We start from the raw sequence: 14,828 nt of genomic DNA on the forward strand, positions 1-14,828 counted from the left end.
GGGCGGGGGGCGCTGACGAGGAGGGTGCTGGAGGTGGCGCGGGTGCCACGGGCTCCACGAGTGCCGGGGACGCCATAAGTGCCGGGGGCGCTGCGGGTGCCGGGGACGCTGCGGGTGCCAGGGGCGCCACGGGTGCCGGGGGCGCTGCGGGCGCCACGGGTGCAGCGCGTGCTGGGGGTGCCGGTCGGGGGACGGGTGGGGCAGGTGCCGGGGGTGCCACGGGCGCCACGGGCTCCAGGGGTGGTGCCGGGGGCGCTGCGGGTGCCGGGGACGCCACGAGTGCCGGGGACGCCACGGGTGCCGCGCGTGCTGGGGGTGCCGCGCGTGCTGGGGGTGCCGGTCGGGGGACGGGTGGCGCAGGTGCCGGGGGCGCTGCGGGTGCCGCGCGTGGCGCAGGTGGCGGTCGGGGGACGGTTGGCGCGGGCGGGGGGGCCGGGGGTGCGGCCGGGGCCGGTGACTCGGGGGAAGCGGGGCCGTGGGGCGAGGGCTCGCGGGTCGGCGGGGCGTGGGGCGGGGAGCGGGTGGTGGGGTGGGTGCCTGTTTTCGAGAACGGCGGGCTGGGGGCCGGGGCCGCACTGGCCCGGGCTCTGGGGGTACCCGTTGATCCCGTGGCGGCGGCGCGGGCCGTGCTGGACGGGCGGCCCGTGGCGCGTGACCTCCTGGTCGACGACAGCGACGGCGTCGTGCTCGGGGCCCTCGTACTGCCCGTGCCCGGAACGCGCGGCAAGGGCGGTGGCGCGCTGCGGCGGCTCGGGGTACGGGCCACCGGCGGGCCTGAGGGCGGCGCAGGGCGCGCGGAAGCGGGCGAAGCGACCCCGCGAGGGGCGGCGCCCGAGCGGCCCGGCTGGTGGCGGCGGATACGGGGGCTGCGCACGGACCCGCTCCAGGTGCCGGGCGGCAGTGGCGTACGGCCCGGACTGCGGATCGAGGCGGACGGGGAACTCCTCGCCGACCTCGCCACCCCCCTGCACTCCCTCACCCTCACCCCGTCACCCGTCCGCGCCCCGCTCGGCCCGGTCGGCGCCACCACCGCGCTCCCCCGCACCGACACCTCGGGCTTCGCCGGCCTCCGGCTCGTCCCCGCGGCCCGCACCGCCGAACCGGTCCTCGCCCACGCCCGTACCGTCACCGTCTCAGGACCCGACTTCCACTACCTCGTCGACGGCTCCCCGGCCGGCCCCGTCCGCAGCCGCACCTGGACGGTAAGGCGGGGCATCTGGAGCATCGTGGTGGCCTGAGGACCCCGCGACGCCGGGACGGGGCCGCCCCCCGCACGGCACGGGGTAGCGCGGGGTGGTGCTGGGCGCGGCCGCGCGAGGCGGGGCGGGGCGGCGCGGCGCGGCGCCTGCGGGGCGGCTCGGGGCGAGGCCCCGCGAGGCGGGGCGGCTCGGAGGCAGTCCCCGGAGCCTCCCCCGGGGCCCCGCAGCGCCCGGCCGCCGCCGTACGCATACGCGAGCCGCACGAGCAGTCCGCGCCGCCCGGCCGCACCCCACGCCCGCGCCCCCCTGCCACCGCCCCGTCATGCGGCAACCACGCCTCCCCCGCGATCCCGCTTCCCGTCCCCCGCAACCCGCAGCCCCGCCGCGCCCCGCTCAGCTCCCCACCCGTCTCGCTCGGCCTGGACACCCGCTCCCCGGACCAGTCCCGCCGCCCTTGCGCGCCCCGGCGCGCAACGCCCGCGCCGAGGTGTCGCTCACCGAGGCGGAGGCGCTGAACGATCCCGCGACGCTCGTCGCGGCGCTCAACCACCAGGTGCAGGTGTACAACTACAGCTCGGAGCGCGCGACGATCTTCGTCCCCTTCGCGCCCCGCGCCCGCGCCCCGTGCGGGGGCCGCCTCCCCTAACCCGGTTCCACAAGCCTGTTCTCGTACGCGAACACCGCCGCCTGGGTCCGGTCCCGCAGGCCCAGCTTCACCAGGACCCGGCTCACGTGCGTCTTCACCGTCGATTCCGCCACGTGGAGCTTCCCGGCGATCTCCTGGTTCGACAGCCCGCGCGCGACATGGACAAGGACCTCCGTCTCACGCTCGGTCAACTCCCCGTACGAGCCCCCCGCGTACAGCGTCGCGGGGCCGCGCAGCACCGTCTCGGGGACCCGCGCGAACTCGGTGATCAGCCTTCGCGTCACGCTCGGCGCGAGCAGTGCCTCGCCCCGCGCGACGATCTCCACGGCCTCGGCGAGCTGCCGTGCCGAGGCGTCTTTGAGGAGGAAGCCGGAGGCCCCGGCCCGCAGCGCCTGGTACACGTACTCGTCGAGGTCGAACGTCGTCAGGACGAGCACCTTCGTCCCCGCGGGGCCCGCGACGATCTCGCGGGTCGCCCCGATGCCGTCGAGCCGTGGCATCCGGATGTCCATGAGGACGACATCGGGGGCGAGGCGCGCGGTCAGCTCGACCGCCTCGCGCCCGTCGACCGCCTCGCCGACGACCTCGATCCCCGGCATCGCCCCGAGCAGGACCGAAAAGCCCTCACGGACCATCACCTGGTCGTCGGCGATCAGCACGGTGATACTCATCCACTGCCTTCCCTGGGGGCCGAGTCCTTGCGCAACGACATCGTGGACACCGCCGACCGAGGCGGCACCACTCCCACGGACGACGCGGGGGTGGACCGGTCGGCCGGCGGAGGTGGTGGGCTCTGCGAGCCGACGGGCGCCACCTCCGACCCGTACTCCGCATCCGGCCCGTGCTCCCTCTCCGGCCCGTGCTCCGTCTCCGGTTCCGCCGCCGGGACCGGAATCCAGACCGAGACCTCGAAGCCCCCCGACTCCGTGGGCCCGGCCGTCAGTTCGCCCTCCAGCATCGCGACGCGCTCCCGCATCCCGGTGAGCCCGTGCCCGCTGCCGGTGAGCGGCTGGATGGGCAGTGGCTCGTCACGCGCGGCCAGCTCGGCCTCCGCCCACGGAGTCCCCTCGTCCCAGGGCACGGGCGGCGCCCAGTTCAAGACCCGGAGCCCGAAGCCACCGAGCACGTACGACAACTCGACCACCGCGTCCGCGCCGGGCGCGTGCCGCAGCGTGTTGCTGAGCGCCTCCTGCACGATGCGGTACGCCGACAGCTCGACGCCCTGCGGCAGTTCTCGCACCCGGCCCGTGACCACCTTCGTCACCTCCAGGGCCCCGCGCAGGTTGTCGAGCAGCGCGTCGAGGTCGGCGAGCGTGGGCTGCGGGGCGTTCGGCAGTTCGGCGTCCTCGGCCCGAACGACACCGAGCACGCGCCGCAGCTCGGTGAGCGCGACCACCGCGTTCTCGCGGATCGTGGCGAAGGCGGCGACCAACTGGGGCGGCGGGTCGACGACCCGGTAGGGCGCGGCCTCGGCCTGGATCGCGACGACCGACATGTGGTGCGCGACCACGTCGTGCAGCTCGCGGGCGATCGTGGTGCGCTCCTCCAGGAGGGTGCGGCGCGAGCGCTCCACAAGGGTCACCTCCTCCTTGCGGGCGACCTCCGCCTCCTTCTCGGCCACCTCGGCCTCCTTCACGGCGACCTGCTGCCGTGCCTGCCACCAGCCCCGCAGCGAGGCCGAGATGAGAAGGGCGAGGGCGCTCAGGAAGAGATACACGCCGATGTTTCCCTCGACGCCCGCGTTCAGCGCCGCGTTGCACCCGAGGGCGAGGACCGCGCTCACCACCCACATGCTCACCGCCGTCCGGGGCCTCGCGTGCCAGGCGCCCACCACCAGGACGACGAAGGCGCTGCCGAAGGCATGGGCGGAGTACCCCCCGGAAGCGGGCAGCAGGCACACGGGCAGGGACAGCCACCAGGCACCGATCGGCCGGAACATCGCGAGCAGGACGAGGAACCCGCCCAGGAAGCCCAGCACGTACCCGTACGGACCGGCCACCGAGACGGCGAAGCACACGAGCGCCGCGCCGATCACCAACGCCTGGGGCAGCCAGCGCGTCCACGCCCAGCGCTCCGACACCGCACGCACGGGCAGTGGCCGGAACGCGAAGGCATCAGCGATCAGGTCCTCGCGCATGACACGCGCCACGAACTCCGCGATCCGCCGCTCCGTCACGAGCCCGGGAGCGGAGCGGGCAGGCGCGGGGCCGGCGGGTGCGGAACCGGCGGGAGCCGCCGCCTTGCCGCCCGAAGCCGAAGTCTCATTCATGCACACCACGCTAGGCTGCCGAACGTCTCCGGGCGTCCCTCGTACGTACCCACTTCGGCCGTCCATCTCAAGGAGGACGGGCCCGACTTCAGAGGGACGGAGCCGGTCACGACACGCCGTCCGTCCCCCTCAGGACGGACCCGGGCGGCACGAGCGCCGCCGTCGCGGGGACGGACCCGTACGAGCGGCGCGGCTCGGACCGTACCCCCTCACCTTCGCTCCTCACCAGGCGAGTTGGGCGATCTCCTCCGCCACGACCGCCGACGCGTCGGCCGCCGGGTCGACGAGTGCGTAGTGGCCGATGCCTTCGAGCAGGGTCACGCCCGCCGGTTCGCCCGCGGCCGAAGCGGCGTCGGCGAAGGACTCGGCGACGGCGCAGGGGACTTCGGTGTCGTCGCGGCCCTGCACGAGCGTCGTCGCGATACCGGTCGGCAGCAGGCGGGCCGGATCGGCGTACGGCAGGCGCGCGTCGAAGGTCGCCGGGCCACCGAGGAAGGGCTCGGCCGCGCCCTCGCACACGCCCCGCTCGCGCGCGAGCGCCAGGTCGGCGAGCGGCGCGAGGGCCACGACGCCGCGCAGCGCGGGAGGTTCGGCACGGTGCCACGGCGCGTCCGCGGGGAGGACGTGGCGCGCCGCCGCCCACAGCGCGAGGTGCCCGCCCGAGGAGTGCCCGCACAGCACCGTGCGCGCGGGATCGGCCTGCGGCAGCGCCTCGCGGGCGAGCGCGGGCAGCGTGTCGAGCACCGTCGCGATGTCGTCGAAGGTCTCCGGCCAGCGCCCGGGACGTGCCTTCGCGCCCTGGCCGGGCAGCCCCGCCCCCCTGCGGTACTCGGCGAGCGCGACGGCGAAACCGCGCCGCGCGAGCAGCCCGGCGAACGGCGTCAGGTGCGCCCTGTCGTACGTGGCCCGCCAGGCGCCGCCGTGCAGGACGAGGACGAGGGGGTGGCCGCCGGGGCGCTCGGGGCCGTGCGGGGCGTAGAAGTCGACGAGCTGGTCCGGGTGCTCGCCGTAGGAGAGCGTCGCCTCGGGCGCCACCGGGGGGTGCGCGAAGAGCGAATCGGCCTCGGCGGCCTCGCGGGCAACGGCGTCGTCCGGCATCTGCGACCTCTCAGCGTTCGCGGTCCTACGGGTCCCGCGCCACACGCGGGCCCTGCGCGTCAGGCGGACCCCGTGGGTCCCGCGGGGGCCGCACGGGCGGCCTCCTCCGACCGGCCGGGACGCTATCAGGCGGGTGACGTGCGCGGATACAGCTGTGAGGTGATCGTTGCGGACCCCGCGCCCGCCGTGGTGTCGTTCCCGCCGCGCACGGCGGCCTCGCGCACGCACCGTGCACGGGCGGGAACGGCACGAGACCGTTTGACCGGACGAGAGCGGGGCAAACCTCGGGCTTGCGGCAATCCACCCGAAAGGGGGGAACCGGCGGGCGGGCCGCAGCGATTCCCTCCGGGGGAGGCCCGCCGCGCCGTCTTCCCCGGGGCGGCCCGCCGCGCCGAGTCCCGCGGGGTTCAGCCCGCCGCGCCCAGTTCCTCCGCCAGTACGCGCGCCGCACGTTCCGCGTCGGCGTACCCCACGTACAACGGGGTGAAGCCGAAGCGGAGGATGTCAGGCGGCCGGAAGTCGCCGACGACGCCGCGCGCGATGAGGCGGGGCATCAGCTCGGCGGCGCGCGGGGTGCGCAGCGCGAGCTGGCTGCCGCGCTCCTCGTGCGCGGCCGGCGTGACGGACTCCAGGAGCCCGGGCGGTACGTAGCGGTCGACGCACTCCAGGAAGAAGTCCGTGAGCGCGAGCGACTTGGCCCGTACGGCCGCGAGATCCACGCCCTCCCAGACGCCGAGCGCGGCCTCCAGGGCGAGCAGCGACAGGATGTCGGGCGTCCCCACGCGCCCGGCCGTCGCCCCGTCCGCGCGCGCGTACACGGGCCGCATCCCGAAGGGCTCGGCGTGCGAGTTCCAGCCGGGCAGCGGCGAGTCGAAGGCCGTCTGGTGCGCGGCGCGCACGTACAGGAAGGCCGGGGAACCCGGCCCGCCGTTGAGGTACTTGTACGTGCAGCCGACGGCCAGGTCGACGCCGTGCGCGTCGAGCCCGACGGGCAGCGCGCCCGCGCTGTGGCACAGGTCCCAGACGGCGAAGGCGCCCGCCTCGTGCGCGGCGGCGGTGAGCCCGGGCAGGTCGTGCAGGCGCCCCGTGCGGTAGTCGACGTGGTTGAGGAGGACCGCGGCGGTACGGGGACCGAGGCGGCCCGGCACCTCGGCGGGCAGTACGGGGACGAGGCGGTGGCCCGTCAGGCGTACGGCCGCCTCGGCGATGTAGCCGTCCGTCGGGAAGGCCGAGGAGTCGACAAGCACCTCCTCGCGCTCCGGTCCCGCGAGCCGCACGGCGGCGACGAGGGCCTTGAAGAGGTTGACGCTCGTCGAGTCGCCGACGACGACCTGACCGGGCGCAGCGCCGACGAGCGGCGCGATCAGCTCGCCGACCCGCTCGGGCGCCTCCCACCAGCCGCTCTCCGTCCACGAGCGGATGCCGAGCGCGCCCCACTCGTGGCCGACGACGTGGGCGAGGCGCTCGGGCACCGCCCTGGGGAGCGCGCCGAGCGAGTTCCCGTCGAGATAGACGACGCCGTCGGGCAGCGTGAACCGGTCCCTCACCGGCCGCAGCGCGTCCCCGGCGTCGAGCCGGTGCGCGGTGGCACGGAGGTCGGTGGCGACGTCGTTCCCGTGTGCGGGGCGCGTGTGCCCGCCCGCTTCGCTGCGCTCAGACACGGCCACGCGCCGTCCACAGCTCGGGGAACACGCTCTTCGTGGCGCGTTTCTCCAGCCAGGCCACGCCCGCCGAGCCACCCGTCCCCTGCTTGGAGCCCATCGCGCGGCGGGTCGCCGTCAGGTGGTCGTTGCGCCATCGCCACACCAGCTCGCCCACGTCCGTGAGCGCCTCGCCGAGCCGCACCTCCTCGCCGTGCTGATCGCCCCGGTAGATCTCCGCCCACACCGCCTCGACCTGCTCGGACGGCTCGTAGCGGCGGCTCAGGTCGCGGTCGAGCACGGAGCGCGGCACGGGGTGGCCGCGCCGTGCGAGGAAGCGCAGGGCCTCGTCGTAGAGGCCCGGCTCCTGAAGCGCCTTCTCCAGCTCGGCGTGCGCGCGCGGCGTGCCCTTGTGCGGGACGAGCATCGCCGCGGACTTCTCGCCGAGCAGGAACTCCAGGCGCCGGTACATCGCCGACTGGAACCCCGAGCCCTCCCCGAGGGCGCCCCGGTAGCTGTTGAACTGGGCGGGAGTGAGCCCGGCGAGCGGGAGCCAGGAGGCGTTGAGCGCCTCCAGCTCACGGCGCGAGCGGCGCAGCGCGTCGAGCGCGGGGGGCAGCTCGTCCTCGCGCAGCGCCCGCGCGGCGGTCTCCCACTCGTGCACGAGCACGGTGAACCACAACTCCATGACCTGCGTCGTCACGAGGAAGACCATCTCACCGGGGTCCTCGGAGCGCAGCTCCTGGAGATGCGTGAGCACATCGGCGTGCACGTAGTCCTCGTACGGGGTGCTTCCGGCGAAGTCGAGGTGCGGAGCCTCGGGAGCGGCGCCGTCCGGGGGGTGCGGGGCGTCCTCGGCGTTCAAGGCGTCCGGGGTATCCGGGATGTCCGGGCTGTTCAAGGTGTCCGGGGTGTCCGGGCTGTTCAAGGGGTCGTACGACATCGATCTCTCCGGTGGAGACGGCTGCCGGGTAGCGGTCCGCCCCCGCCCGCGCTGCGCGCCCGCCGTCTACGGCGTCCCGGCGGAGGGCTCCGGTCCCCTCGGGCCCGTGCTCCGGCTGTCCGGTGCGCGCGCGTCCGGCACGCGGACGGGCCCACCCGCATCCTCCGTCCCCGGGACGGGGGACGGCAAGGCGAGAGGGCCCGTACCGGAAAGAAAACCGCTGCCGGGGGTCAGCCGAGGGTCTGCGCCGCGGTGGGCGAGGAGTCGCGCAGGAAGTCCGTGCAGCGCTCGTACTCCTCCGTCTCGCCAATGGCCTGGGCGGCGCGGGCGAGCGCGTGCAGGGCGCGCAGGAAGCCGCGGTTCGGCTCGTGCTCCCACGGCACCGGCCCGTGGCCCTTCCAGCCGTTGCGGCGCAGCGCGTCGAGGCCGCGGTGGTAGCCGGTACGGGCGTAGGCGTACGAGGCCACGGGGTCGCCCGCGTCGAAGGCCTCGTCCGCGAGCAGGGCCCAGGGGAGCGAGGAGGCGGGGAACTTCGCGGCGACCTCGGTGGCGGGGGTTCCGGAGGCGAGCAGCTCACGCGGCTCCGGCTCCTCGGGCAGGTGGGTCGGGGGCACGTCCCCGAGCAGGTTCTGATGAATGGCCATAGTTTCCAGTCTGCCTGACAGCCGGAGCGGCCCGGCCCGCTCGGCCCGCTCCCGCACACGAGGGACCCCGCGTACGGGCACGACGAGCCCCCACGGACACGCGGCCCCCGCCGGGACTCGGACCACCCCGGCTCGTCCGCACGCCACCGGCCCCGCACGCACGCGGCCCCGGCCCCGTACGCGCTCCCGGCCCGCCACCCCCGTACGCACGCGGGCCCCCGTCCCGCACGGCCGAAGCCGCACGGGACGGGGGCCCGGGAGCCCGTCGGGTCAGGCGCTGAGGCTGTGCCCCGCCGAGCGCAGCGTGCGGGCCGCCTCGGTGACGCGCTCGGCCATACCGGCCTCGGCGAGCTTGCCCCAGGTGCGGGGGTCGTACGTCTTCTTGTTGCCGACCTCGCCGTCGACCTTCAGCACACCGTCGTAGTTGCGGAACATGTGGTCCGCGACGGGGCGCGTGAAGGCGTACTGCGTGTCGGTGTCGAGGTTCATCTTGACGACGCCGTTCTCCAGCGCGGTCTCGATCTCCTCCTTGGTGGAGCCGGAACCGCCGTGGAAGACGAAGTCGAAGGGCTGCGGCTTGCCGTACTTGGCGGCGACGCCCTCGCTCAGGTCCTTGAGCAGCTCGGGGCGGAGCACGACGTTGCCCGGCTTGTAGACGCCGTGCACGTTGCCGAAGGAGGCGGCGAGCAGGTAGCGGCCCTTCTCGCCGAGGCCGAGCGCCTCGACCGTGCGGATCGCGTCGTCGACGGTGGTGTAGAGGTTGTCGTTGATCTCGTGCGAGACGCCGTCCTCCTCGCCACCGGTCGGGGTGATCTCGACCTCAAGGATGATCTTCGCGGCCTTCGCGAGCGCGAGCAGCTCCTCCCCGATGGCCAGGTTGTCGTCGAGGGTCTCGGCGGAACCGTCCCACATGTGCGACTGGAAGAGCGGGTTCTGACCGGCCTTGACGCGCTCGGCGGAGATCGCGAGGAGCGGGCGGACGTAGCCGTCGAGCTTGTCCTTGGGGCAGTGGTCGGTGTGCAGGGCCACCGTGACGGGGTACTTCTCGGCGACGACGTGCGCGAACTCCGCGAGACCGACCGCGCCGGTGACCATGTCCTTGTTGTACTGACCGCCCAGGAACTCCGCACCCCCGGTGGAGATCTGGATGATGCCGTCGCTCTCGGCCTCGGCGAAGCCGCGCAGGGCCGCGTGCAGGGTCTGCGTGGAGGTCACGTTGATGGCCGGGTAGGCGAACTTGCCTGCCTTCGCCCGGTCGAGCATCTCGTTGTAGACCTCGGGGGTTGCGATGGGCATGTGTCCGCTCCTTGTGATGTGCGGGTGTGTGCAGTGACCCTGACCTGGGGGCGACGCCGGTGTCGGCCGGGTCCATCTTTCCAGACGTACCGTTTTGCTCCCAGCGAGGAGCGGTGGCGTGAGACGACGAAAGCGATGTTTCACGTGAAACATCGTGGGGAGCGCTCAATGCCATGTTTCACGTGAAACATCAGAAGCCCGGTGTTTCACGTGAAACATCGCCAATGAGCGAACAGTTGAGGTCAGAGGCCCAGCTCGTTGAGCGCGTAGGCGTAGACGTAAGGGACCCCTGCCTCGCCCGCGATCTTCTCGCCCGCGCCGGTGTCGCGGTCCACGATCGTGGCGACGGCGACGACGTGACCGCCCGCCTCGCGCACGGCCTCGACGGCGGTGAGCGGCGAGCCGCCGGTGGTGGAGGTGTCCTCGACGACGAGCACCCGCCGCCCCTTGATGTCCGGGCCCTCGATACGGCGCTGCATCCCGTGCGTCTTCGCGGCCTTCCGTACCACGAAGGCGTCGACGCGCTTCCCGCGCGCGTGCGCGGCGTGCAGCATCGCGTCCGCGACGGGGTCGGCGCCGAGGGTGAGACCGCCCACCGCTTCGAAGTCGAGGTTGTCGACAAGGTCGAGCATGACCTCGCCGACAAGCGGCGCCGCGGCCCCGTCGAGCGTGATCCGGCGCAGATCGACGTAGTAATCGGCCTCGATGCCCGAGGAGAGCGTCACCTTGCCGTGCACCACGGCCTTGTCCTTGATCTGCTGGAGCAGCTCGGAACGTGCGTCAGTCATGGGCACGAGCTTAGAGGGGCCGGTGGTCACGCTCTTCCGGGCCACGGCACACTCCCGCTGTGACACCGGCCCCTTCCGCCGTGACACCGGCCCCTTCCGCCCCCGGACCGCCTCAGAGCAGTCGCCAGCTCCACGTCGTCGACGCCTCCAGGGGGTCGATCGGGGTGATGAGACGCGGCTGCGTGTTGAGTCCGTTCGGGGGCCCGGTCTGCGGCTCGACGCAGACCCAGTCGGCCTGTTCGTCGTAGACCACGACCCACTTCTCCCGGCTGGTGACGGTCAGTTCCAGTTCACCCGGCCAGGTGAGCAGGACCGTCACGCCGTCCGGCATCCCGAAGCAGTCGTCCCACGGGCCCGGCAGCGGGTCGATGCGGCGGCCCGTCGGCAGGTGGTCGGCGCCGCGTTCCTCCTGCCAGCCGGGCTGGAACTCGATCTTCACGTCCTCGCCGCCGTGCCCGAGGTTGCGCCGGAACCACGGGTGCCAGCCGACCTGGCCCGGGAACGAGTCCCCGTAGGTCTCGATCCCCATGCGCAGGGTCAGGGCGTCCTCGCCCAGCTCCATCGTCTGCGTGACCCGCCCGGTGTACGGCCACGGCTCGGCCAGGTCGTACGTGAACGCGGCCGTCGGCCTGCCGTCCTCGGTGTCCGTGATCGGCGCCGCCTTCCAGCCGTGGTCGCGGGCGGTGCCGTGGATGGCGTTGGGGTCGTCGTTGAGCGGGAGCTGGTGGATCGTCCCGCCGTTGGTGAAACGCCCGTCCCTGGTACGCCCGCAGAACGGGGCCATCGGGAACGAGCCGTAGTGATCGCCGGGCCGCAGCAGCTCGTACTCCCCCACCCTCAGCGAACTGAGCCGGGCGCCGAGGTCCGGGCGCACGGTGAGGGAGGAAGTGCGGGTGGTCAGCGTCGTCTCATGTGCGGTGGTCACGGGGTGACCTTACGCGGGAGGCGGGGCGTCGAGGAGGTCCCCGGCACGCCTGCCCGCACCCCGCGTCCGCCTGTCGGTGCCTGCGGGGGCGGCTCAGTGCCTGCGGCGCAACGCGCGACCCGCGACCACCGCCGAGGCCACGACGAGCGCCGCCACGGGGGCCGCCCAACGCAGCGTGTTCGCGGAGGAAGCCGCGCCGCCGACCGCCTCGGGCGCGTACCGGCCCCGGGGCGGGGCGTGGTCGACCTCCTCGGCGCTGCGGCCGATCATCGTCCTGCGCGCGTGGGCGGCCTCGGCCGGTGGCTCGGCCTCCTCCGGTCCTGACGGTTCCTCCTCACGGCCGAGCGAGGAGGGCGGGATCTCGGTGTCGAAGACGGAAGCGGGAGTGTCCGGCACGATGCCGAGCAGGTCGTCATCGGCGGACTCGGAGGCGTCGCCGGGGCCGGAGGCATCGGCGGGCTCGGGGGCATCGGCGGGCTCGGTGGGGCCGGAAGCCTCGGCGGGCTCGCCGGGGCCGGAAGCCTCAGCGGGCTCGGGGGCACCTCCTGGATCGGCGTCGTCGCCGGGTTCGGCGGTGTCGCCGGGTTCGGCCACGGCCGTCTCCTCACCGGCTGCCTCCGCCACCTCCGCGTCCGCGTCCTGGCCCACCTCTGTGCGCCCCGATTCCGCCTCCGCCTCAGCCGCGTCCGCCTCCGCCTCCGCACCCCCGGCGTCCCCCATCGTGACCGCGTCCCCCGCCGTGACCGCGTCCTCCGGTCCCGCCGCCGACGGTTCCGCCGGCTCCTCGCCCTGAGGTCCTTCCCCCTCCGGCCGTTCGCCCGTCCCGCTCGTCCTGTCCGTCCCGTCCGTCATCGTGTCCTCCCCGAACGCCGCGCTCAGCTCTTCTTCTTCCGCATCGGACCCCGCACCGGCAGCCACGGCCCCCGCACCGGCCCCCTTCGCACCCACCTTCCCGACGGCACCCGGCTCCCCGGCAGCCCCCGGCTCCCCCGCCCCCGCCCGCCCCGCTTCCTCCCCCACCAGCGCCTCGCCCGCTCGCCCCACGTTCGCGGCGAAGCGGTTGAGGAGACGGTGGAGGGCGGATTCGGCAGCCTGGGGCCCCGCCTCGTCGAGCAGTCGGCCCGCGACCTCGCCGCTCCCGGTGTACCGGACGCGCGTACCGCCCTCGGTCTCCGCGAGCGTCAGGCTCAGCCGGGCCCGCACCGAGCCCTCGCCTCGGGACTCGGTCGCCGAGACGTGCAGTGCCCAGCTGTCGTCGGGGCGGGCGGCCAGGCGCAGCCCGCCCCGATACGTGATCGTGTGACCGCCCGCGCGCAGCCGCAGCCGCCCGTGCACCGCGATGCCGTCGCCGCCGGGGGCCGTGCGGGGCTCGGGTCCGGGCTCTGCCCGCAGCCCGGGGACGCAGTCGGGGACCCGCGTGGGGTCGCCGAGCGCGCGCCGCAGCGCGGTGGGGGGAACCGGGACGAAGACCTCATGCTCCATGCCGGGCGAGCCTACCCACGCCCGCCCCTTCCGTACCCCCCTCGTCCCGAACGCCTCGCCGGACCCACCCGCAGGCACCCCCCGGGCATCACCCCACCACCCTCGCCGCCAGCCGCCCCGCACCCATGCCGGACGACGCCCCCGCACAGCCTCTCGCCTTCCCCCTTCCCCCCTCGCCCCTCGCCCCTCCCCCCTCACAAGCCGTACCGGGGCGACACCAGCGTCGACGGCTCAAGCCCCCGCACCCGTGTCTCCGCCACCCGGCGCGCGCCCTCCCGCAGCTCCTCCGCGCCGAAGCCGCCCCGCGGGCGGGCGGGAACGGTGAGACGTGGTCGCTCCCCTGCCGCCAGCAGGAAGCCCCACTCCGTCCTGCCCTTGCGCGCCGCGTACGGCGCCGTACGCAGTCCGGCCGCACGCAGGGTGCGTTCGGCGCGCCAGTAGTCGCGCGCGTCGTTCCCCGGCGACCCGACGTGCACGGCCGCGCGGCCGCCGGGCGCGAGGGCCCGCTTCAGGAGCCCGTAGAACTCCTGCGAATAGAGCTTCGTGGCCGCCGTCTGGCGCGGGTCGGGCAGGTCGGCGACGACGACGTCGAAGCGCCGCCGGTTGGCGCGCAGCCAGGTGAAGGCGTCGGCGGAGACGGCGTGGACGCGCGGGTCGTCGAACGCGTGCCGGTTGAGCCCGGCGAGCTGGGGGTCCCCGCGCGCGAGCCGCAGCAGCGCGCGGTCCACCTCCACGACGTCCACCGCGCGCACGCCGGGCACGCGCAGCACCTCGCGCACCGCGAGCCCGTCGCCGCCGCCGAGGACGAGCACGCGGCGGTGCGGAGCCGGGCCCGCCAGCGCGGGGCGGACGAGGGCCTGGTGGTAGGCGCCCTCGTCGGCGGAGCTGACGCGCTGCCCGTAGCCGAGGTGCAGCGTCAGCGGCTGCCCCGGTCGGCCCGTCAGGACGATGTCCTGCACGTCGCTGTGGAGCGCGACGCGTACGTCGTCGCCGAAGACGGCACGGCGCGCGGCGCGTTCGAAGTCGCCGACGTGGGTCGCCGCCATCGCGAGGAGGCCGAGGACGAAGGCGTTGAGCACGAGCAGGGTCCAGCGGGCACGGCGGCTCAGGCCCCGGTGGAAGAGGCCGAGGACGAGCGCCGCGCCCGCGCAGGCGTTGATCGCGCCGGTGAGCAGAGCGCCCGTGAGCTGGCCGAGGAAGGGGAGCAGCAGAAAGGGGAAGGCGAGCCCGCCGACGAGCGCGCCCACGTAGTCGGCTGCGAAGAGATCGGCGACCGCGCCCCCTGCCTCCTGCCGCCTGATGCGCTGGATCATCTCCATGAGCAGCGGCACCTCACCGCCGATCAGCACCCCGATGACGAAGGTGAAGCCCAGGAGCAGCGCACTCGCCCCGCTCGCCCACGCGCCGGGGAAGCGGCCCGACCAGGCGAAGGCCCCGTAGAGCGCGAGCGCGCTGCACCCTCCGACGAGCGCGAGCCCCGCCTCGATCACGCCGAAGGCCGCGGCGGCCCGCGCGCACAGCCGTTTCGCGAGCAACGAGCCGATACCCATCGCGAAGACCATGACGGAGAGGACGAGGGACGCCTGCGTGACCGAGTCGCCGAGCAGGTACGAGGCGAGGGCGACGAGTTCGAGTTCGTACACGAGTCCGCAGGCCGCACAGACGAAGACGGCGAGCAGCACGAGGAAGCGGCCGACCCCGGGCCGTACCGGCAGCGACAGCGAAGGCGCCTCCGACGCGCCCCCCACCACGGCCCCGGCACCCGCCCCGGCGCCGTCCACGGCCCCGGTACCCGCCACGACCCCGGCACCGTCCACGGCCCGGGCACCGTCCCCCACCACGGCACCACCCGGAGCGCCGGCACCATCCGGAGCACCCGCGCCCCCCGCCGCACCGCC

Annotated in this window: 13 protein-coding genes; 2 read left to right on the forward strand and 11 right to left on the reverse strand. The window is 74.7% G+C overall.

The genetic code is table 11. The features are described 5' to 3' along the window. The first annotated feature begins 533 nt into the window (after positions 1-533). On the forward strand, positions 534-1,238 hold the full coding sequence (locus ACQYWQ_RS13990) for a hypothetical protein (RefSeq protein ID WP_431034912.1): 705 nt from the start codon (positions 534-536) through the stop codon (positions 1,236-1,238). Positions 1,239-1,653: 415 nt separating this feature from the next. Beyond that, on the forward strand, positions 1,654-1,845 hold the full coding sequence (locus ACQYWQ_RS13995; RefSeq protein ID WP_431034913.1) for a hypothetical protein: 192 nt from the start codon (positions 1,654-1,656) through the stop codon (positions 1,843-1,845). On the opposite strand, the gene ACQYWQ_RS14000 is transcribed toward ACQYWQ_RS13995, so the two are convergent. From ACQYWQ_RS14000 to ACQYWQ_RS14050, 11 genes are all read right to left on the reverse strand, one after another. Then, the gene (locus ACQYWQ_RS14000; protein ID WP_431034914.1) at positions 1,842-2,516 is read right to left on the reverse strand and encodes a response regulator; all 675 of its coding nucleotides are present in this window, start codon (positions 2,514-2,516) and stop codon (positions 1,842-1,844) included. The genes ACQYWQ_RS13995 and ACQYWQ_RS14000 overlap by 4 nt on opposite strands. Further along, a complete protein-coding gene (locus ACQYWQ_RS14005) occupies positions 2,513-4,114 on the reverse strand; it encodes a sensor histidine kinase (protein WP_431034915.1) in 1,602 nt (533 codons plus the stop codon). The genes ACQYWQ_RS14000 and ACQYWQ_RS14005 overlap by 4 nt, the downstream gene beginning before the upstream one ends. Positions 4,115-4,336: 222 nt before the next feature. Next, entirely contained in the window at positions 4,337-5,212 is an 876-nt protein-coding gene (locus ACQYWQ_RS14010) for an alpha/beta hydrolase (RefSeq protein WP_431034916.1), read from the reverse strand. 407 nt (positions 5,213-5,619) lie between these two features. Further along, a complete protein-coding gene (kynU, locus tag ACQYWQ_RS14015) occupies positions 5,620-6,873 on the reverse strand; it encodes a kynureninase (RefSeq protein WP_431034918.1) in 1,254 nt (417 codons plus the stop codon). Further along, entirely contained in the window at positions 6,866-7,795 is a 930-nt protein-coding gene (locus tag ACQYWQ_RS14020) for a tryptophan 2,3-dioxygenase family protein (RefSeq protein WP_431034919.1), read from the reverse strand. The genes kynU and ACQYWQ_RS14020 overlap by 8 nt, the downstream gene beginning before the upstream one ends. Before the next feature lie 230 nt (positions 7,796-8,025). Then, positions 8,026-8,439: a DUF3151 domain-containing protein gene (locus ACQYWQ_RS14025; protein WP_431034920.1), complete on the reverse strand. Its 414-nt coding sequence runs from the start codon at positions 8,437-8,439 to the stop codon at positions 8,026-8,028. 270 nt (positions 8,440-8,709) lie between these two features. After that, positions 8,710-9,735, reverse strand: coding sequence for a class II fructose-bisphosphate aldolase (gene fbaA, locus ACQYWQ_RS14030; RefSeq protein WP_431034922.1), 1,026 nt, complete (start codon positions 9,733-9,735; stop codon positions 8,710-8,712). 242 nt (positions 9,736-9,977) lie between these two features. Further along, the gene (pyrE, locus tag ACQYWQ_RS14035; protein ID WP_431034924.1) at positions 9,978-10,523 is read right to left on the reverse strand and encodes an orotate phosphoribosyltransferase; all 546 of its coding nucleotides are present in this window, start codon (positions 10,521-10,523) and stop codon (positions 9,978-9,980) included. A 112-nt stretch (positions 10,524-10,635) separates the two neighbouring features. Next, the gene (locus ACQYWQ_RS14040) at positions 10,636-11,448 is read right to left on the reverse strand and encodes an aldose 1-epimerase (protein ID WP_431034925.1); all 813 of its coding nucleotides are present in this window, start codon (positions 11,446-11,448) and stop codon (positions 10,636-10,638) included. 93 nt (positions 11,449-11,541) lie between these two features. Then, entirely contained in the window at positions 11,542-12,930 is a 1,389-nt protein-coding gene (locus ACQYWQ_RS14045; protein ID WP_431034927.1) for an SRPBCC family protein, read from the reverse strand. 194 nt (positions 12,931-13,124) lie between these two features. Beyond that, positions 13,125-14,768 carry a polyamine aminopropyltransferase gene (locus ACQYWQ_RS14050; protein WP_431039185.1) on the reverse strand — a complete coding sequence of 548 codons (1,644 nt, stop codon included), beginning with the start codon at positions 14,766-14,768 and terminating at the stop codon, positions 13,125-13,127. Between the last annotated feature and the right edge of the window lie 60 nt (positions 14,769-14,828).

It is taken from the genome of Streptomyces sp. P6-2-1, assembly GCF_050613165.1.
Classification (GTDB): domain Bacteria; phylum Actinomycetota; class Actinomycetes; order Streptomycetales; family Streptomycetaceae; genus Streptomyces.